Origin of the sequence: Streptomyces sp. LN549, from assembly GCF_043203805.1 — a bacterium.
Taxonomy (GTDB): domain Bacteria; phylum Actinomycetota; class Actinomycetes; order Streptomycetales; family Streptomycetaceae; genus Streptomyces.
The window spans coordinates 2466792-2484388 of record NZ_JAZHRI010000002.1 but is presented as its reverse complement, the minus strand read 5'-3'; the positions used below and the strand labels follow the sequence as shown (position 1 = coordinate 2484388).

At 70.8% G+C, this 17597-nt stretch carries 15 protein-coding genes and 1 pseudogene; 6 read left to right on the top strand and 10 right to left on the bottom strand.

The features are described 5' to 3' along the window. Positions 1-9 precede the first annotated feature (9 nt). The 3 genes from SH922_RS10945 to panB all read right to left on the bottom strand — a co-directional run bounded on the left by SH922_RS10945 (position 10) and on the right by panB (position 2913). Positions 10-867: an ABC transporter permease gene (locus SH922_RS10945; RefSeq protein WP_393057386.1), complete on the bottom strand. Its 858-nt coding sequence runs from the start codon at positions 865-867 to the stop codon at positions 10-12. Beyond that, entirely contained in the window at positions 864-1883 is a 1020-nt protein-coding gene (locus SH922_RS10940; RefSeq protein ID WP_393057384.1) for an ATP-binding cassette domain-containing protein, read from the bottom strand. Before SH922_RS10940 ends, SH922_RS10945 begins: the two co-directional genes overlap by 4 nt. A gap of 145 nt (positions 1884-2028) precedes the next feature. Then, a complete protein-coding gene (gene panB / locus SH922_RS10935; RefSeq protein WP_393057382.1) occupies positions 2029-2913 on the bottom strand; it encodes a 3-methyl-2-oxobutanoate hydroxymethyltransferase in 885 nt (294 codons plus the stop codon). 187 nt (positions 2914-3100) lie between these two features. Here panB and SH922_RS10930 point away from each other — a divergent pair, with 187 nt between their 5' ends. From SH922_RS10930 to SH922_RS10915, 4 genes are all read left to right on the top strand, one after another. Continuing rightward, entirely contained in the window at positions 3101-4705 is a 1605-nt protein-coding gene (locus tag SH922_RS10930) for an MFS transporter (protein ID WP_393057379.1), read from the top strand. Between the two features lie 143 nt (positions 4706-4848). Next, positions 4849-5571: a TetR/AcrR family transcriptional regulator gene (locus tag SH922_RS10925; RefSeq protein WP_393057377.1), complete on the top strand. Its 723-nt coding sequence runs from the start codon at positions 4849-4851 to the stop codon at positions 5569-5571. A 192-nt stretch (positions 5572-5763) separates the two neighbouring features. Then, on the top strand, positions 5764-6786 hold the full coding sequence (locus SH922_RS10920; RefSeq protein ID WP_393057375.1) for an endonuclease/exonuclease/phosphatase family protein: 1023 nt from the start codon (positions 5764-5766) through the stop codon (positions 6784-6786). A gap of 218 nt (positions 6787-7004) precedes the next feature. Further along, the gene (locus tag SH922_RS10915) at positions 7005-8216 is read left to right on the top strand and encodes an MFS transporter (RefSeq protein ID WP_393057373.1); all 1212 of its coding nucleotides are present in this window, start codon (positions 7005-7007) and stop codon (positions 8214-8216) included. Positions 8217-8308: 92 nt separating this feature from the next. Here the strand turns inward: SH922_RS10915 and SH922_RS10910 are convergent, their stop codons facing one another. The 6 genes from SH922_RS10910 to SH922_RS10885 all read right to left on the bottom strand — a co-directional run bounded on the left by SH922_RS10910 (position 8309) and on the right by SH922_RS10885 (position 14270). Beyond that, complete coding sequence (locus SH922_RS10910; protein WP_393057371.1) at positions 8309-10063, bottom strand: NAD+ synthase; 1755 nt, start codon at positions 10061-10063, stop codon at positions 8309-8311. Between the two features lie 78 nt (positions 10064-10141). After that, positions 10142-11716 (bottom strand): multicopper oxidase family protein, encoded by a 1575-nt coding sequence (locus tag SH922_RS10905; protein WP_393057368.1) that lies wholly within the window; start codon positions 11714-11716, stop codon positions 10142-10144. A 62-nt stretch (positions 11717-11778) separates the two neighbouring features. Continuing rightward, on the bottom strand, positions 11779-12219 hold the full coding sequence (locus SH922_RS10900; RefSeq protein WP_393057366.1) for a hypothetical protein: 441 nt from the start codon (positions 12217-12219) through the stop codon (positions 11779-11781). Between the two features lie 95 nt (positions 12220-12314). Further along, positions 12315-12740, bottom strand: coding sequence for a CBS domain-containing protein (locus SH922_RS10895; protein WP_393057364.1), 426 nt, complete (start codon positions 12738-12740; stop codon positions 12315-12317). 133 nt (positions 12741-12873) lie between these two features. Further along, complete coding sequence (locus SH922_RS10890; RefSeq protein WP_393063522.1) at positions 12874-13590, bottom strand: DUF305 domain-containing protein; 717 nt, start codon at positions 13588-13590, stop codon at positions 12874-12876. Positions 13591-13592: 2 nt separating this feature from the next. Next, on the bottom strand, positions 13593-14270 hold the full coding sequence (locus SH922_RS10885) for a DUF3105 domain-containing protein (RefSeq protein WP_393057362.1): 678 nt from the start codon (positions 14268-14270) through the stop codon (positions 13593-13595). 242 nt (positions 14271-14512) lie between these two features. Here SH922_RS10885 and glnA point away from each other — a divergent pair, with 242 nt between their 5' ends. After that, on the top strand, positions 14513-15874 hold the full coding sequence (gene glnA / locus SH922_RS10880) for a type I glutamate--ammonia ligase (protein WP_136324925.1): 1362 nt from the start codon (positions 14513-14515) through the stop codon (positions 15872-15874). A gap of 236 nt (positions 15875-16110) precedes the next feature. On the opposite strand, the gene SH922_RS10875 is transcribed toward glnA, so the two are convergent. Further along, on the bottom strand, positions 16111-17010 hold the full coding sequence (locus SH922_RS10875) for a hypothetical protein (RefSeq protein ID WP_393057360.1): 900 nt from the start codon (positions 17008-17010) through the stop codon (positions 16111-16113). A 98-nt stretch (positions 17011-17108) separates the two neighbouring features. Between SH922_RS10875 and SH922_RS10870 the strand changes: the two are divergent. Next, a pseudogene (locus SH922_RS10870) lies at positions 17109-17482 on the top strand (transferase); the annotation flags it as partial. Positions 17483-17597 lie beyond the last annotated feature (115 nt).

The window sequence follows — 17597 nt, the reverse complement described above, 5'->3', positions numbered from 1 at the left end:
CCCCTTCGGTCAGGACTTCTTGCGGAACCTGGACACCGCGAGCGGGGCCATGATCGCGGTGATGACCACGGTCCAGCCGAGCGTCAGCCAGACCGAGTTGCCGACCGGGGTGCCCATCATGAGGGAGCGGGCCGCGTCGGCCAGGTTGGACAGTGGGTTGTAGTCGGTGAACGTCTGGAGCCAGCCGGGCATCGTCGTGGGCGGGGCGAAGATCGAGGAGCCGAACTGGAGCGGCATCATCACGATCATCCCCATTCCCTGGACGGCCTGGGCCGTCTTCATGGACAGTCCGAGCAGGATGAAGATCCACATGATGGCGGCGCCGAACGCGGCCGCCAGGGCGATCGCCCCGATCAGCCCGAGCACCGACCCGTGGAGTTCCAGGCCGAGCGCGAAGCCCATGGCCAGCAGGATCAGGGTGGCGACCATCATCCGGCCGAGCTCGACCACGATCTTCGCGATGAGTACCGAGGAGCGGGCGATCGGCATGGTGCGGAACCGGTCCATGACCCCCTTGCGGAAGTCGTCGTTGACACCGGAGCCGACCGCCATGGCGATGTTCATACCCATCATCGCCATCAGACCGGGGATCAGGTAGTTCAGGTACTCCTGCCGGCCGCCGCCCATGCTGCCGCCGACCGAGCCGCCGAAGACGTACACGAACAGCAGGACGAAGATGACCGGCATCAGGAGCGCGTCGAACATCGACTCCGGATCCTTCTTGATCTGGAGCAGATTGCGCCGCACCAGCGCCCCGATGTGGCGCAGGTTGTTCCGCAGCCCGATCCGGCCCTCGTCGTGGACCTTCGTGGCCGGGGCGGCCACGGCCGCGTCGGTGGGGGTGGGCGTCAGAGTCGTCGTGCTCATGCCGCGACCTCCTGGGGGATCGTGTCGGTGACGGTGGCCTTGTCGCCGGTGATGGCGAGGAACACCTCGTCGAGGCTGGGCAGCGCGGTGGCGACGTGCGCCAGCGAGAAGCCCCGGGTGCCGAGCAGGCCGATCACGGCGGTGAGCTGCTCGTCGCTGAGGATCGGCACGTACAGCAGTCCCTCGTCCGGGACCGCCTGGGCGCCTGCGATCCCGTCGAGACCGGCCTCCCGCAGGGCCTGTGCCATCGCGGCCAGTTCGGCCGGGTCGGAGGGGCGGATCTGCAGGGTGCGGCCGCCGACCTTGGCCTTCAGCTCGTCCACACCACCGCGGGCGATGATCTTGCCCTTGTCGATGACGGTGAGCTCGCTGGCGAGCTGTTCGGCCTCTTCCATGTACTGGGTGGTGAGCAGCACGGTCGCCCCCTCCGCGACCATCCGCTGCACCTCGTCCCAGACCTCGTTACGGGTACGGGGGTCGAGCCCCGTCGTCGGCTCGTCCAGGTAGAGCACGGCAGGGCTGCCGATCATGGAGGCGGCGAGGTCCAGTCGGCGGCGCATTCCGCCGGAGTACTCCATCGCGGCCTTCTTCGCCGCGTCGGTGAGTGAGAAGCGCTCCAGCAGCTCGTCGGCGCGCGTGCGGGCCTTCTTGCGCGGCAGGTCGAGCAGCCGCCCGATCATGTAGAGGTTCTCCCAGCCGGAGAGCTTCTCGTCGACCGAGGCGTACTGCCCGGTCAGGCCGATGGTGCGGCGCAGCGCGCGGGGCTGCTTCACCACGTCGTAGCCCGCCACGATCGCGTGTCCGGCGTCGGGCTGGATCAGGGTGGACAGGACTCGTACGAGGGTGGTCTTGCCGGCGCCGTTGGGGCCGAGCACACCGAGGACGGTGCCCTCGCGCACATCGAGGTCCACGCCGTCCAGAGCCTTGGTCGAGCCGTAGTGCTTGACCAGCCCCCGTACCTCGACGGCGTTCTTGCCGTTCCTGGGGTTCTTGTCGATTCGCGTCATGTCCACCATCAGACCAGCCGCCACCGACAGCGCGCCGACAGTCCGCCGACAGCAGGGCGACAGCCCGCCGATGGGGGAAGTCGGCGGGCTGTCGGTGGTGCGGCAGTGGTCGTGGGAAGCGGGCCCGTGCGGCCTGGGCCGGACCCGCACGGCCTCAGTGGAAGGTGTGCTCCGGCGCGGGGAAGGTGCCGCCCACGACCTCGTCCGCGTACGCCTTCGCGGCGTCGCCGAGGATCTGGCGCAGGTCGGCGTACTGCTTGGTGAAGCGCGGCACCTTGCCGCCGGTCAGGCCGACCATGTCGGTGTAGACCAGCACCTGCGCGTCGGTGTCGGGGCCGGCCCCGATGCCCACCGTGGGGATGTGCAGGGTGCGGGTGACCTCGGCGGCCAGTTCGGCCGGGACGAGCTCCAGGACCACGGCGAACGCGCCCGCGTCCTGTACGGCCTTGGCGTCGCGCAGCATCTGCTGGGCGGCCTCCTCGCCCCGGCCCTGCACGCGGTAGCCCATCGCGTTGACGGACTGCGGCGTCAGGCCGATGTGGGCCATGACCGGGATGCCGGCGTCGACCAGGAGCTTGATCTGCTCGTGGCTGCGCTCGCCGCCCTCCAGCTTGACCGCGCCGACCCCGGACTCCTTGATCAGCCGGGTGGCGTTGCGCAGGGCCTGGACAGGGCTCTCCTGGTAGGACCCGAAGGGCAGGTCGGCGACGATCAGGGCGCGCTTGGTGCCCCGGACGACGGCGGCGGACAGGATGGCGATCTCGTCCATCGTGACGGGCACGGTGGTCTCGTAGCCGAGGTGACAGTTGCCCATGGAGTCACCGACGAGCATGACCGGGATGCCGGCCTCGTCGAAGACGGACGCGGTCATCGCGTCGTAGGCGGTGAGCATGGGCCACTTCTCGCCGCGCTCGGTGGCGGCGGCGATGTCGTGGACGGTGACGCGGCGGTTGCTCTTGCCTCCGTACAGCGCCTTGCTGCTGTCGGACGGGGCTCCCGCGGGGTGTGTGGACTGGTTCTGTGCAGCCTGAAGCGACATTGCCAACGGCTCCTTCGTCATCTCGAGGCGCCCTGACGGCGTCCCCGGATCGCTTCCATGGTGGCACCCCGGAGCCGTTCCCGGGAAGTGGGCCCGCCGCACCGGGTGGCATCCGGTGCCACGGCGGCCGGTAAAGACTTTCCAATACGAGACGGTCTCGTATCGAAATGACGTTACGCTTTTCTTCATGTCCATACCGTCCGGCGCTCCTGTCGCCGTGCCCCAGGTCCCCGAGGCGGTCCACCGCCGCCGCTGGGCGATCCTCGCCGTCCTGATGTTCAGCCTGCTCATCGTGGTGCTGGACAACTCGATCCTGAACGTCGCCGTCAAGACGATCGCCTCCCCCTCGCCCACCGGTCTGGGAGCCACCCAGAGCGAGCTGGAGTGGGCCATCAACTCCTACACGCTCGTCTTCGCCGGACTGCTCTTCACCGCGGGCCTGCTCGGCGACCGCATCGGGCGCAAGAAGGTCCTGCTCTTCGGCATCGTGCTGTTCGGTGCCGGCTCCGCCTTCGCCGCCATGTCCGGATCGCCCGCCGAACTGATCACCTGGCGTGCGGTGATGGGCTTCGGCGCCGCCTTCGTCATGCCGGCCACGCTCGCCGTCCTGATGAACGTCTTCGAGCGTGACGAGCAGCCCAAGGCCATCGGCATCTGGGCCGGCAGCGTCGGCCTCGGCATCGCGATCGGCCCGATCACCGGCGGACTGCTCCTCGAACACTTCTGGTGGGGCTCGATCTTCCTGGTCAACGTGCCCGTCGTGGTTCTCGCGCTGATCGCCATGGTCGTGCTCGTGCCGGATTCCAGGGACCCGAAGCCGGGACGGCTCGACCCGATCGGTGTGGTGCTCTCCATCATCGGCCTGGTGCTGCTGGTGTACGGCATCATCCGCGGCGGCGAACTCGCCGACTTCACCGACGTCTCCGTACTCCTGCCGGTCATCGGCGGCCTGGCCGTCCTGGTCGTGTTCGTCCTTCACGAGAAGCGCAGCAGCAGCCCGGCGATCGACGTGTCGTACTTCAGGAAGCCGGCCTTCTCCGCGGCCGTCGCCGCCATCGCGCTGGTCTTCTTCGCGCTGATGGGTGTGACGTTCTTCTCCGCCTTCTACATGCAGAGCGTGCGCGGCTGGAGCGCCCTTCAGTCCGGGCTGCTGATCCTGCCCCTGGCCGTCGCGCAGATGGTCTTCGCCCCGCGCGCCCGGCTCGTGGTCGACCGGTTCGGCGCCCGCGCCGTGTGCACCGTCGGCATGCTGATGGTCGCCGCCGGACTGGCGGCGTTCGCCCTGTTCGACGCCACCACCCCGGTCTGGGTGATGTGCGTGGTCTTCTTCGTCCAGGGCACCGGCATGGCCCATGTGATGCCGCCGGTCACGGTCGCCGTGATGCAGGCGCTGCCCCGCGAGAAGGCGGGCTCGGGCTCGGCCGTCAACAACACGTTCCGTCAGGTCGGTGGTGCCCTCGGGATCGCCGTCCTCGGTTCGGTGCTGTCCACCGTCTACCGCGGCGACATCGAGGGACACCTCGACGCGGTCCCTGCTGCGGCCAGGGATGTGGCGGGCGAGTCGATCGAGGCGACGCTCGGCGTCGCGGAGAAGATGGGCCCGGCGGGCACCCCGCTGGTCGCTGCCGCGCACGACGCCTTCATGAGCGCCATGCACGTCACGGCCATCGGTTCGGCGGGCGTCGCCCTGGTAGGAACGATCGTGGTCGCCCTGTTCCTGCCGGGCAGGCCTCCTGCCGGGCAGACGGCCGCGCAGGACGAGGAGGCGGTGCCAGCGCCCGCCGGACGGTGAGGCCGGCGGCCCCGCACGGTCCGGGGCCTTCGTCCTGACCGGGCCCGGCCGGGCGTGCCCGGTCAGGCCCGGACGGCAGGTGCTGATGCGGCCCGGCGCCGCCCGCGTCGGGGAGAATCGGGGGCGGCGAAAGGTGGTTTCACGTGCAGGCTCAGGCACCGGACCGGGATGACCGGCTCCCCGAGGAGCGGGACCGGCAGGCCCACGACGGCCGGAACCCGGAGCCCCGCCCCGGAGACGATCAGGAGCCGCGCCGAGGCCGCCCCCGCAGCGCGGCGGCCGAGCGGTCCATCCTGGATGCCGTCGTCGGGCTCCTGGAGGCGGGAGAGCCCCTCGCCGGGCTGTCCATCGAGCGGATCGCCCGCACCGCCGGGGTCGGAAAGGCCACCATCTACCGGCGCTGGGCCGGCAAGGAGGAACTCTTCGTCGACGTCCTGCGCGAGATCGAGCCGCCGGAACCCGACGTCTCCGGCACCGGAGGCCTCGACGACCTGAGCGTCCTGCTGGAGTCCATGCGCACCCGTGGACTCGCCCAGCGCTCCTCGGTGCTGCTGCACAACGTCTTCGCGCAGATGAAGAGCCATCCCAAGCTGTGGACCGAGTACCAGCGCACCGTGATCGCGCCCCGCCGGGCCGCGATGCTCGCCGCCGTCGGCCGTGCCGTCGAGGCGGGTGAGCTGCGGGGCGACGCGGACGTCGAGCTGATGGACGACCTGTTCCTCGGCCCCATGCTCGTACGCACCATCCACCGGCCCGAAGCGCCGCTTCCGGAGGACCTCGCCGACCGCATCATCGGCCTGCTGATCGAGGGGCTCGGGCCGAGGCCCGCCGCCGCCGGACCCGGTGAAGACGCAGGCCACGGCTGACTCGCCCGGGGCCCGGGCGAGTGTGATCGTTCTGTCACAAGGCACCACGGACCCCCTGCGACCGGAACCCGTCGCACCGTTCGCGTCGTCCTCGTGGCAGTACGGCCGTCGCCGACGGCCGGAAAGGCATCGCGCATCGCCTAGGGTCGTGGGGCGCGGCGATGTGTACGGCAAGGCAGTGAGGACAGCGCAATGGTGCAGGCGTACAGGGCGGACACCGGGAACGGCGACGCGGGAACGCAGCGCACCGGATCCCGCTTCCGGGACCTGCGCGAAAGACTGACCCGGGACCGCGGCATCTGGCGGCGGGGGATCGTCCTGGCCGGCTGTTCGGTCCTGCTGACCCTCGTGATGCTCCTCCATGCCCAGATCCCGAACACCATCGGCAACCTGGCCAGCCTCACCGAGACGTTCCTGCCCTGGTGCGCCGTCTTCGTCCCGCTGCTGCTGATCCTGGGCCTGGTGCGCCGCTCGGCGACCGCGCTGATCGCCCTGCTGCTGCCGGTCGTCGTCTGGTTCAACCTCTTCGGCGGGCTGCTCACCGACAAGTCGGGCACCGGCGGCGATCTCACGGTGGCCACCCACAACGTCAACGCGGACAACCCCGACCCCGCCGGCACCGCCCAGCAGGTCGCCGGCTCGGGCGCCGACGTCGTCGCCCTCCAGGAACTCCCCAGCGGCAAGGTGGCGGCGTACGAATCGGCGCTGGCCGGTCGCTTCCCGTACCACTCGGTGCAGGGGACCGTCGGCCTGTGGAGCAAGTACCCCCTGAGCGACACCCGTCCGGTGGACATCAAGATGGGCTGGGTCCGCGCCATGCGGACCACCGTCACCACTCCCGAGGGCCCGATGGCCTTCTACGTCGCGCACCTGCCCTCGGTACGGGTCAAGCTGCACGCCGGATTCACCGCCAGTCAGCGGGACCAGAGCGCGGACGCCCTCGGCGAGGCCATCTCCCACGAACCGCTGGAACGGGTCGCCCTGCTCGGCGACCTCAACGGGACCATGAACGACCGCTCGCTCAACGCGGTCACCTCCCAGATGCGCTCCACCCAGGGCGCGGCGGGAGACGGCTTCGGATTCAGCTGGCCCGCGTCGTTCCCGATGGCCCGCATCGACCAGATCATGGTGAAGGGCGTCGAGCCGATGTCGTCGTGGACGCTCCCGGCCACGGACAGTGACCATCTTCCGATCGCCGCCCGCGTCGAACTGTGACGCAACGGTCCGTTCACCTCCGGGCATAAAACGTCTGAGAGAATTTGTTCCGAACGGGAACAAGGTCGCCGGCGAGGAAGCCGGTCCGTCACCGTGCGATCCGGCCCCGGCCGGCCCGCGCCGGTGCACGTACGGCCGCGTTTCCTCCTGCCCCCGCTTCCGCAGGCCCACCGGGCCTGCCGGAGCGCACGGGGCCCACTTCGGAAAGGTCTCTCTTCATGCCTCTGGCTCTGCTCGCACTCGCGGTGAGCGCCTTCGGCATCGGTACTACGGAGTTCGTGATGATGGGCCTGCTGCCCAATGTCGCGGACGATCTGGGCACCTCCGTCCCCACCGCGGGCTACCTCGTGTCGGCGTACGCGATCGGCGTGGTGCTCGGCGCCCCGCTGCTCACCGCCGTCGGCTCGCGCATCCCGCGCAAACGGATGCTCCTGCTTCTGATGGCGCTGTTCACCGTCGGCAACCTCGCCTCCGCGCTGGCTCCGGGCTTCGGCTGGCTGGTCGCCGGGCGGGTGCTGGCCGGGCTGCCGCACGGCGCCTTCTTCGGCGTCGGTGCGGTCGTCGCCGCCCGGCTGGTCGCCGACGGGCGCCAGGCACGGGCCGTGGCGACCATGTTCCTCGGCCTGACCGTCGCCAACATCGTCGGAGTCCCCGCAGCCACCCTGCTCGGCCAGCACCTCGGCTGGCGGGCCACGTTCCTGGTGGTCGCGGTGATCGGGCTGTGCGCGATGGCAGCGCTCGCCCGCCTCGTCCCGCAGATCTCGGTCGAGGCGCACCAGAACGTCCGCCACGAGCTGCGCGCCCTGGGCAACCGCCAGGTGCTGCTCGGACTCCTGACCGCCGTCTTCGGCTTCGCCGGGGTCTTCGCCGTGTACTCCTACCTCTCGGCGATGACGACCGAGGCGATGGGATTCGGCGAGTCCTCGGTGACCCTGGTGCTGGCGCTCTTCGGCATCGGCATGACCCTGGGCGCACTCGCCGCGGGACCGCTCACGGACCGGGCGCTGCGCCCGACGCTGTACGGCTCGCTGGGCGCGCTCGCCGTCGTCCTGGTCGTCTTCCCGTTCGCCGCCCATGTGCAGTGGGCCGCGCTGGTGATGGTGGTGCTGCTGGGCGGGGTCGGCTTCATGACGACCACGCCGCTGCAGATGCTCGTCATGAACAAGGCCAAGGACGCCCCGACCCTGGCGTCCGCCTCCAACCACTCCGCGTTCAACCTGGCCAACGCGGGCGGCGCGTGGCTGGGCGGTGTGGCCATCGCGGCGGGCTGGGGATGGACCTCCCCGGCCCTGGTCGGCGCGGTGCTGGCCGTGGCGGGCCTCGCGGTGGCGGTCACAGCGGGCGTACTGGACCGCGACCGGACCCCGTCGAGGGTCGTGGCCCGGGCGGCGACGTCCGCCCCGCAGAAGTCCGGGGCGGACGTGCGCTGAATCACCGGATGGACCCTGCGCATCAGGCCCGTCCGGCGATTGAGGACAAGACCCCGGCCGGACGGGCCCGCAGTACACCCCACCCCCCGGCGTCAGCCGGACTCGCGCCACCGGTTCGTGATCGGCAGCCGCCGGTCCTTGCCGAAGCCCTTGGGCGAGATCTTCGTGCCCGGCGGGTACTGCCGGCGCTTGTACTCCGCCGTGTCCACCATCCGCAGCGTCTTCGCCACCAGCGCCTCGTCGAACCCGGCCGCGACGATCGCGTCGAGCCCCTGGTCCCGGTCGACGTACATCTCCAGGATCCGGTCCAGCACGTCGTAGTCGGGCAGCGAGTCCGTGTCGACCTGACCCGGCCGCAGCTCCGCGCTGGGCGGCTTGGTGATGGAGGCCTCCGGGATCGGCGGGGTCTGCCCGCGCTCCTCGGCGGCCCGGTTGCGCCACTTCGCCAGCCGGAAGATCGACGTCTTGTAGACGTCCTTGATCGGCCCGTACGCGCCGACGGAGTCGCCGTACAGCGTCGAGTAACCGACCGCCAGCTCGGACTTGTTGCCCGGCGCCAGGACGATCTGGCCCTCATGGTTGGAGACGGCCATCAGCATCGTGCCGCGCAGCCGCGACTGCAGGTTCTCCTCGGCGAGGCCGGTGAGCCCCAGCGACCCCATGTACGCGTCGAACATCGGCTCGATCGGTACGGTCCGGAAGTTCAGCCCGGTACGCCGAGCCAGCTCGGCCGCGTCGCCCTTGGAGTGGTCCGAGGAGTACTTCGACGGCATCGAGATGCCGTACACGTGCTGTGCGCCCAGCGCGTCGCAGGCGATCGCCGCGACCAGCGCCGAGTCGATCCCCCCGGAGAGCCCGATCAGCACACTGCTGAAGCCGTTCTTCGCCGCGTACGCGCGCAGGCCCACGACCAGCGCCGAGTACAGCTCCTCGTCGTCGTCGAGCCGGTCCGCGTACCCTCCGGCCAGCTCCGCCTCGTACGCCGGCAGCGGCTTCTCGGAGAGGACCACGTGGTCGATCCGCAGCCCGTCGTTCACCACGCCGGACGGCGCCTCGGGCGAGGCGGCCGGCAGGTCGAGGTCCAGGATCACACTGCCCTCGGCGAACTGCGGGGCACGGGCGATCACTTCGCCGTCCTTGTCGACGACGATCGAGTCGCCGTCGAAGACCAGCTCGTCCTGGCCGCCGATCATCGCGAGGTACGCGGTGGTGCAGCCGGCCTCCTGGGCCCGCTTGCGGACCAGTTCCAGCCGGGTGTCGTCCTTGTCCCGCTCGTAGGGGGAGGCATTGATCGACAGCAGCAGCCCGGCCCCGGCGGCGCGAGCGGCCGGCACCCGGCCGCCGTCCTGCCAGAGGTCCTCGCAGATCGCGAGCGCCACATCGATGCCGTGCACCCGCACGACGGGCATCGAGTCACCCGGCACGAAGTACCGGAACTCGTCGAAGACCCCGTAGTTGGGCAGGTGGTGCTTGGCGAAGTTCAGCGCGATCTGCCCGCGGTGCAGTACCGCGGCGGCGTTCCGCGGCGACCCGGCGGGCTGGCCGTAGCGGGGGGCGGCGGACTCGGAACGGTCGAGGTAACCGACGACGACCGGGAGTTCCCCGAAGCCCTCCGCGTCCAGGCGGGCGGCGAGCGCACGCAGCGCGTCCCGTGACGCCTCGACGAAGGACGACCGCAGGGCCAGGTCCTCGACGGGGTAACCGGTCAGCACCATCTCGGGGAACGCCACGAGGTGGGCGCCCTGTCCGGCGGAGTGCCGGGTCCAATGGAGGATCGACTCGGTGTTCCCGGCGAGATCGCCGACGGTCGAGTCGATCTGATTCAGTGCGAGGCGTAGTTGAGGCACGCCGCCCAGTGTAATCGTCTTACTGACGCAATGTCCTGGCGGGCCACACGAAAAGTGCCGCGGCCCGCCAGGGAGCCGTCAGCGGCGGTAGCCGAGGACCGTCATCATGCCCGCCTCCGCGTGGTACAGGTTGTGGCAGTGGAGCATCCACAGGCCCGGGTTGTCCGCGTCGAAGTCCACGGTCAGCGTCTGCCGGGGCAGCACGATCGCGGTGTCCTTACGGGCCCCGGCGGCACCCCCGGCCAGCGCGAAGGTGTGCCCGTGCAGATGGATCGGGTGCCACATCGCGGTCGGGTTCCGGAACTCCAGCCGGACCCGCTCCCCGGCCTTCACCGGATGACGCTGGTCGGCGGTGTACGGCTTCCTGTCGAAGGCCCAGTCGTACGCCTCCATGGAACCCGTCAGCCGCATCTGCACCGTCCGGTCGGGTTCACGCGCGGACAGGGCCACGGAGGCGTCCGGGGACAGCCGGCCGGCCGTCACCAGCTCGCCGTCCAGCTCCGCCGGCCGCACGGCCGCGCCGGGGGCCGCACCGCTCCCGGTCCTCAGCAGGGCCATCGCGGAGGCCTTCTTGCCCTCGGCCAGCGCGGTCAGCGGGAACACCCCGTCCCCGGCGGTGACCAGCACGTCGTACCGCTCGCCCATTCCGAGCAGCAGGGCATCCGTCGTGGTGTGCCGGACCGGGAAGCCGTCGGTGTGCGTCACCGTCATCCGGTGGCCTCCGAGCGCGACGCGGAAGGCGGTGTCGCCGCCCGCGTTGATGATCCGCAGCCGGATCCGGTCGCCCGGCCGTGCGGTGAAGACGGACGGGTCCTCGGGCACGCGGCCGTTGACCAGGTAGTACGGATAGTCCACGTCACCGGCGTCGCCGCCCAGCAGCTCGCTCGTGGCGCCCATGAGCATCCGCGAGGGTCCGCTGCCGCCCTCTTCCGCCGCGGGCGTCCCCGGCATGGCGTGCCCGCTGTGGCCGCCGCCCCCGGTGAGTTCCTGGAGCACCGCGTCGGGGGTGGAGCCGTCCACCCCGTCGACCCAGTCGTCCAGGACGACGACCCACTCCTTGTCGTACGACAGGGGCTCCTTCGGGTCCTCCACGATCAGCGGCGCGTACAGCCCGCGGTCGAGCTGGACGCCCGAGTGCGGGTGGAGCCAGTACGTGCCGGGGTCCGGCACCCCGAACCGGTACGTGAAGTCCGTCCCCGCCCCGACGGCCCGCTGGGTCAGCCCGGGCACCCCGTCCATGTCGTTGCGCAGGGCGAGTCCGTGCCAGTGCAGCGAGGTGGGCTGCGGAAGATGGTTGGCGAGGGTGAGGGCGAGCGTGTCGCCCGCGGTGACCCGGACCCCCTGCCCGGGGAGCCGGTCCCCGTACGCCCACGAGCTGACGGTGCGCCCGCCGCCCAGGTCGAGCCGGGACGGGGTCGCGGTCAGGGTGACCTTGCGTTCGGGGCCGGCGCCCCGCCGCTTCTCGGCCGCCGCGACCTCCGGGCCGTCGGGGGAGACGTAACCCTCCGGGACCGCGGTGCCGGAGGGGGCCGGGTGGTCCATGGCGGAGTGGTCCGCCGCGGCGCCGCGCTCGGCGCAGGCGCCGAGAACTCCCGTACCGGCAAGGGCGAGCGAAGCGCCGAGTACGGCGCGTCGGGTGTGCTGAGCGGGCATGACTGAGTGCACCTCAAGGATGGTGTCGGTGTGCTGGAGGATGGACGGGGCGCGGGGCGCGCCTATATCCGAAGCACCGACAGTCCGGTGAGGACGGCCTTGCGTGTCCGAGGCGGTGGACGAGAGGGCCGGGGCAGTCGTGGCCACGGGGCCGGGCCCGGCCCCGGCCGGAGGCCGGCGGACCGCCGTGCCACCAGCGACAGCGTGAGCAGGGCGAGGCCCCAGGTCCCCAGCACGGCCAGGCAGACGGCCATCGGGTCCATGCCGTGCACCGGCGCCCGGCGATCGTGCCCGGCAGCTGCCGCGGGCAGGGGTTGCACGGCGGGTCCGGGCGGCACAGCGGCCGGGGCGGCCTCGGTCATCGCGTGCGAGGCGGTCTGCGTCGCGACACCCGGGCCGCCGTGTTCCGCCGGGTGCCCGACGGTGTGCATGGTGAAGATCCCGAAGAGCAGCGTGGCGAACAGCAGCAGCCGCCCGTACGTCGAACCCCTCGTGCCGGACATGGCGGCCACCCTACCCCCGCCGGGTATGCGAACGGTGGTGGCCCGCCTCCCCTGCGCGGCGGAGTGGCAGGCCGTCCGGCCGTACCGCGTACCGGTCAGTTGCGGGAGTAGACCTTCTCCGCCCAGCCTGCGATCTGGTCCTCGGAGAGATGCTGTGCCAGATCGGCCTCGCTGATCATGCCGACCAGCTTCTTGTTCTCGACCACCGGCAGCCGGCGGATCCGGTGGGTCTGCATCTCCTCCAGCACCGCCTCCACCTCGGCTGCCGCGTCGATCCAGCGCGGCGTTCCCTGGGCGAGATCGCCGGCGGTCGTCTTCGACGGGTCCCGGCCCATCGCCACACAGGCGACCACGATGTCGCGGTCCGTGAGGATGCCGACCATCCGGTCCTGGTGCCCGTTCTCCGAGATGGGCAGCGCGCCGACGTTGTGGTCCCGCATCAACTGGGCGGCGCGGTCGAGGGTCTCGTGCGCCGGGATCCAGGTGGCGCCGGTGTGCATGATGTCCTTGGCGGTGGTCATGGGGGATTCCTCCTGCGTGCCGACGGGCACTCCGTACGACCCCGAGCGACCCCATCGTCATGGGCTCGCCCGGGGCACGCGACCGCTATCACCCATTCGGGTGCGGTCACGGAAGACGGCGCTCCGGCGGCCCTCAGGACACCTTCCCGGGCCGGGGCGCGGCACCCCGTTCCGCCAGCATCCCGGCCATGGCCCCCAACTCGGACTGCTGACCCTCGACCATGCCCCGGGCCAGCCGCTTCTCCACCTTCACGGTGCACAGGTCCGCGCAGCCGCGGGCCATGTCGACACCGCCCTTGTGGTGGTCGGTCATCAGCTGGAGGTACAGGACCTCGGCCTGCTTGCCACTGGCCCTGCGGAGCTGTTCGAGCTCGGTACGAGTCGCCATGCCGGGCATGAGGGACCCGTCGTGGGCCTCGTAAGCGCCGCCCATGCCCGGCATCCCGGCCATGTCGTGGCCCGCGTGCTGTCCGGTGGCCATCCAGGCCATCGGTTCCTGCCCGGCGGCGGCCTTCGGCAGCTCCCACAGGTCCAGCCAGCCGAGCAGCATGCCTCGCTGGTTGGCCTGCGTGTTGGCGATGTCGTACGCGAAACGGCGCACGTCCTCGTCCTGGGTGCGGTCGCGCACGATGAAGGACATCTCCACGGCCTGCTGGTGGTGGACGGCCATGTCGCGGGCGAACCCGGCGTCCGCGGAATCGGATGCCGGGGCCTTCGCTGCGGGGGCGGCCGCGTGGTGCTCCGCCCCGTCGCCCCGCGCGGACGCGACCGTCGCCGCCCCCGCGAACAGCAGCGCGAGTGCGACGGCGGAACCCGCCGCCCACCGGGTGCGCCGGGTGCGATCCGTCACCGTCACGGAGCCGCCAGTCCGCCGGTGCACGCCGCGCCCGGCTCGGGCGTCTGCGGGCCCTGCACGTACTTGGCGAAGAACTGCGCCACCCTGCGGTCATCGGCACTGTCCACCGTGACCTGCTTGCCCCAGGCGCTCAGCATGATGGCGCCGGCCTGGTCCTTGTACGGGCTCATCAGCGAGTACGGGGTCTTCCCGACCCGCTCCGCGAGCTCGTCCACGTCGGCGGCCGAGGCCTTGTCCGTGTACGTCACCCACACCGAACCGTGCTCCAGCGCGTGCACGGCGTTCATGTCAGGGATCGCCTTTTTGTATACGTCGCCGTCGCAGTTCATCCAGACGGGGCTGTGGTCACCGCCGACCGGCGGCTTCATCGGGTACGAGACGGTCTCGGTGACGTGGTTGCGGGTCAGCTTCTTCGCGTCCCACGTCTTCTCGCCCTGGATCGGCCCTTCGGCCAGTTCCTTCTTCTCCGCCTCGGACTGCTCCGCGTTCTTGGCGTCCGCGGCCTTCTGGTCGGCCGAGGCCTTGGACCTGTCCACCAGCGTGTAGGTACCGAAGGTGACGAGACCAGCGACGACGACGGCGCTGAGGCTTATGACCAGCACGCGGGTGCGGCGGTCTCGCGCACGGTCGGCCTTGCGCATCTGCTCTATGCGGGTCCTGCGGTCGAAGCTCATGTCGTAGGTCCTTCTGCGAAGGGGCGATGAGATGACGGAACGGGTCAGGAGCCGGTGCGTACGGGGCCGTTGCGGGGCAGTCGCAGCCCATACGCACCATGGCCGACGATCGTAGTGGGTGGCCGCGTGCTCCATCTCACGTCGGGTGCGTAATCTGGGTGAAATCCGGGGTCGTGATACTGGACTCTCCCCCTTACCCCGGGCGGTGGTGCACGGACCGTCTGAACTGCAAGGATGTGGCTATGGACAAGCAGCAGGAATTCGTCCTCAGGACGCTCGAGGAGCGCGACATCCGGTTCGTACGGCTGTGGTTCACGGACGTGCTCGGTTACCTCAAGTCGGTGGCCGTGGCCCCTGCCGAGCTGGAACAGGCGTTTGACGAGGGCATCGGCTTCGACGGCTCGGCCATCGAGGGCTTCGCCCGGGTGTACGAGTCGGACATGATCGCCAAGCCGGACCCGGGCACGTTCCAGATCCTGCCCTGGCGCGCGGAGGCCCCCGGCACGGCCCGGATGTTCTGCGACATCCTGATGCCCGACGGCTCGCCCTCCTTCGCCGACCCGCGCTACGTGCTCAAGCGCATCCTGGCCAAGACCTCGGACCTGGGATTCACCTTCTACACCCACCCGGAGATCGAGTTCTTCCTGCTGAAGAACAAGCCGGTCGACGGCACCCGCCCCACCCCGGCGGACAGCTCCGGCTACTTCGACCACACCCCGCAGAACGTCGGCATGGACTTCCGCCGCCAGGCGATCACCATGCTCGAATCGATGGGCATCTCGGTCGAGTTCAGCCACCACGAGGGCGCCCCCGGCCAGCAGGAGATCGACCTGCGGTACGCGGACGCGCTCTCCACCGCGGACAACATCATGACCTTCCGGCTGGTCATGAAGCAGGTTGCGCTGGAGCAGGGCGTGCAGGCGACCTTCATGCCGAAGCCGTTCTCGGAGTACCCCGGCTCGGGCATGCACACCCACCTCTCCCTCTTCGAGGGCGACCGCAACGCGTTCTACGAGTCCGGCGCCGAGTACCAGCTCTCCAAGGTCGGCCGCTCCTTCATCGCGGGCCTGCTCAAGCACGCCGCGGAGATCTCCGCCGTGACGAACCAGTGGGTCAACTCCTACAAGCGCATCTGGGGCGGCTCCTCCCGCGCCGCAGGCGCCGGCGGCGAGGCCCCCTCGTACATCTGCTGGGGCCACAACAACCGCTCCGCGCTGATCCGCGTCCCGATGTACAAGCCCGGCAAGACCGGCTCGGCCCGCGTCGAGGTCCGCTCCATCGACTCCGGCGCCAACCCCTACCTGACGTACGCGGTGCTCCTGGCCGCGGGCCTCAAGGGCATCGAGGAGGGCTACGAACTCCCGGCCGGCGCCGACGACGACGTCTGGGCCCTGTCCGACGCCGAGCGCCGCGCGATGGGCATCGAGCCGCTGCCGCAGAACCTGGGCGAGGCGATCGCGCTGATGGAGAAGAGCGAACTGGTCGCCGAGACGCTCGGCGAGCACGTCTTCGACTTCTTCCTGCGCAACAAGAAGCAGGAGTGGGAGGAGTACCGCAGCGAGGTCACGGCCTTCGAGCTGAAGGCGCTCCTGCCGGTGCTGTAATCGCAGGTCAGCGCCGTTGAGGTGCTTGTTCGTGGCTTCGGGCCGGCGGTTTCCCACCGTCGGCCCGAAGTCGTACGTCTCGAGAGCACGGTTGGTACCGGCTCCGGACGTCCGAAGCGTGGTGGCCCACACGGTGACCCTCCGCGCCTCCGATTGACGTTCCGGCTCGGCGCGGGCCGGGCCTTCCGAGGCCTCACCTCGCCAACCAGTGCTTCAGCCCCGGGCCGGGCTGCCGGCTACGTGCGGTGCCGCGGACGGACCGAGGCCTTCTTCGCGGGGGTCTTCGCCGCAGAGGTCTTCTTGGCGGCCGCCTTCTTGGCGTGGCCGGTCCTTCTCTCCGGAGTCGGGGATTCCGTCGCCGCCTTCCTGCCACGGCTCGCCCTCTTCGCGGGAGCCGTGCGACGGGGCCTGTCCGGCTCGGTGGACGCGTGCTCCGGAGCTCGGCGCCGACGGCGGGCGGCCGGGCGCTCGGATTCCTCCCCCGCGTCGTCCTGCTCCCCTTCGTCCCGCGTGCTCCCGTCGACCGCGCCACCGGCGCCCTCGCCGGCCTCCTCCACCGCGTCCGCAGCGCTCCGGCCCACGTCTTCGACGGCGTCGCCCGCTCCGGCGCCGACGCCTTCCACCGCCCTGCCCGCGCCCCCGCCCACGGACTCGACCGCGGTCCCCGCTCCCCGGCCGACCTCGCTCACGGCCGCGCCGGCGCCCTTGCCCAGTTCTCCCGCGGCCCGGCCGGTGCCGGCCCCGACGTCCTCGACTGCCGCACCCACGCCGCGGGTCAGCTGCTCGAGGATCTGGGGGTTGCGATCCACCGTGGCCAGCAGCCGGGTGACGACGGCGGCGATGTGGTGGAGCCGGACCTTGAGCTGCGCCTGGACGTCCACACCCTCGATGCCCAGCTGGACCCGCCCGAGCCGCACGTCCGCCCCGACGTTCAGTTTGAGGAGGTCCAGCACCTCGGCCTGCAGGGAGACGTGGGCCTCGAGGTCGTCCACCTCCAGGTCCAGCTTGTCCACATGGAGGGCAGGGACGTCCAGGAAGACATCTGACGGCCCCTCATCAGGACCGTCGTCCTCCGGGACCACGATCTCGGCGTCCGGGTCCCGGCCCTCGCGGCCGGCCCTGTCGGAGCTGGGCATGGTGGCGCACATCCTCGATAGGTTCCCCGAGCAGGATCCTCTCGTCCAAGTGTCGGCCGGGCGAAACCATGACGCAATCGCCGGTGCCCCGCGCCGGTGGGCTGGGCGCCGCTGCTCGTCTGGTCACCGTCGAGCAGGACGAGGAGCTGGCCCGTCGGACGGCCGGTGTCTTCGCCGATGACGACCGTGTCAGCGTTCTCACCGGGGACCGGCGGCTGCTTGAACGGCACGCCCCTTCGACGTCTTCTTCTGCGACGGCGGCGGCAAGCGGGACGACCCCGAGAGGGTCGTCGAGCTGCTGGCTCCCGGTGGCCTTCTCATCCTGGACGACTTCACACCGTCGCCCCACTGGCCGCCTCGTTTCGGCGGCGAGGTGGATGAGCTCCGGCTGCTCTACCTCACGCATCCGGTGCTGGACGCCACCGAGGTCCTCACCACGCCGACCAGTTCAGTGGTCGTCGGGGCGCGCCGCTGTCAGGCCCCCAGCTCGAAGACCGGCACGCATACGGCTCCTCGTCCCTGGGGTGTGCCCTGTTGCCGATCAGGACGGCAGCGGCGACGCGCGGTGAGACACCCCGGCTCCATGC

Bases quoted from the DNA above. Each gene is read 5' to 3' on its own strand.
- SH922_RS10945 (WP_393057386.1), bottom strand. From the start codon at position 867: ATGAGCACGACGACTCTGACGCCCACCCCCACCGACGCGGCCGTGGCC.
- SH922_RS10940 (WP_393057384.1), bottom strand. From the start codon at position 1,883: ATGGTGGACATGACGCGAATCGACAAGAACCCCAGGAACGGCAAGAAC.
- panB (WP_393057382.1), bottom strand. From the start codon at position 2,913: ATGTCGCTTCAGGCTGCACAGAACCAGTCCACACACCCCGCGGGAGCC.
- SH922_RS10930 (WP_393057379.1), top strand. From the start codon at position 3,101: ATGTCCATACCGTCCGGCGCTCCTGTCGCCGTGCCCCAGGTCCCCGAG.
- SH922_RS10920 (WP_393057375.1), top strand. From the start codon at position 5,764: ATGGTGCAGGCGTACAGGGCGGACACCGGGAACGGCGACGCGGGAACG.
- SH922_RS10915 (WP_393057373.1), top strand. From the start codon at position 7,005: ATGCCTCTGGCTCTGCTCGCACTCGCGGTGAGCGCCTTCGGCATCGGT.
- SH922_RS10905 (WP_393057368.1), bottom strand. From the start codon at position 11,716: ATGCCCGCTCAGCACACCCGACGCGCCGTACTCGGCGCTTCGCTCGCC.
- SH922_RS10900 (WP_393057366.1), bottom strand. From the start codon at position 12,219: ATGTCCGGCACGAGGGGTTCGACGTACGGGCGGCTGCTGCTGTTCGCC.
- SH922_RS10895 (WP_393057364.1), bottom strand. From the start codon at position 12,740: ATGACCACCGCCAAGGACATCATGCACACCGGCGCCACCTGGATCCCG.
- SH922_RS10885 (WP_393057362.1), bottom strand. From the start codon at position 14,270: ATGAGCTTCGACCGCAGGACCCGCATAGAGCAGATGCGCAAGGCCGAC.
- glnA (WP_136324925.1), top strand. From the start codon at position 14,513: ATGGACAAGCAGCAGGAATTCGTCCTCAGGACGCTCGAGGAGCGCGAC.
- SH922_RS10875 (WP_393057360.1), bottom strand. From the start codon at position 17,010: ATGCCCAGCTCCGACAGGGCCGGCCGCGAGGGCCGGGACCCGGACGCC.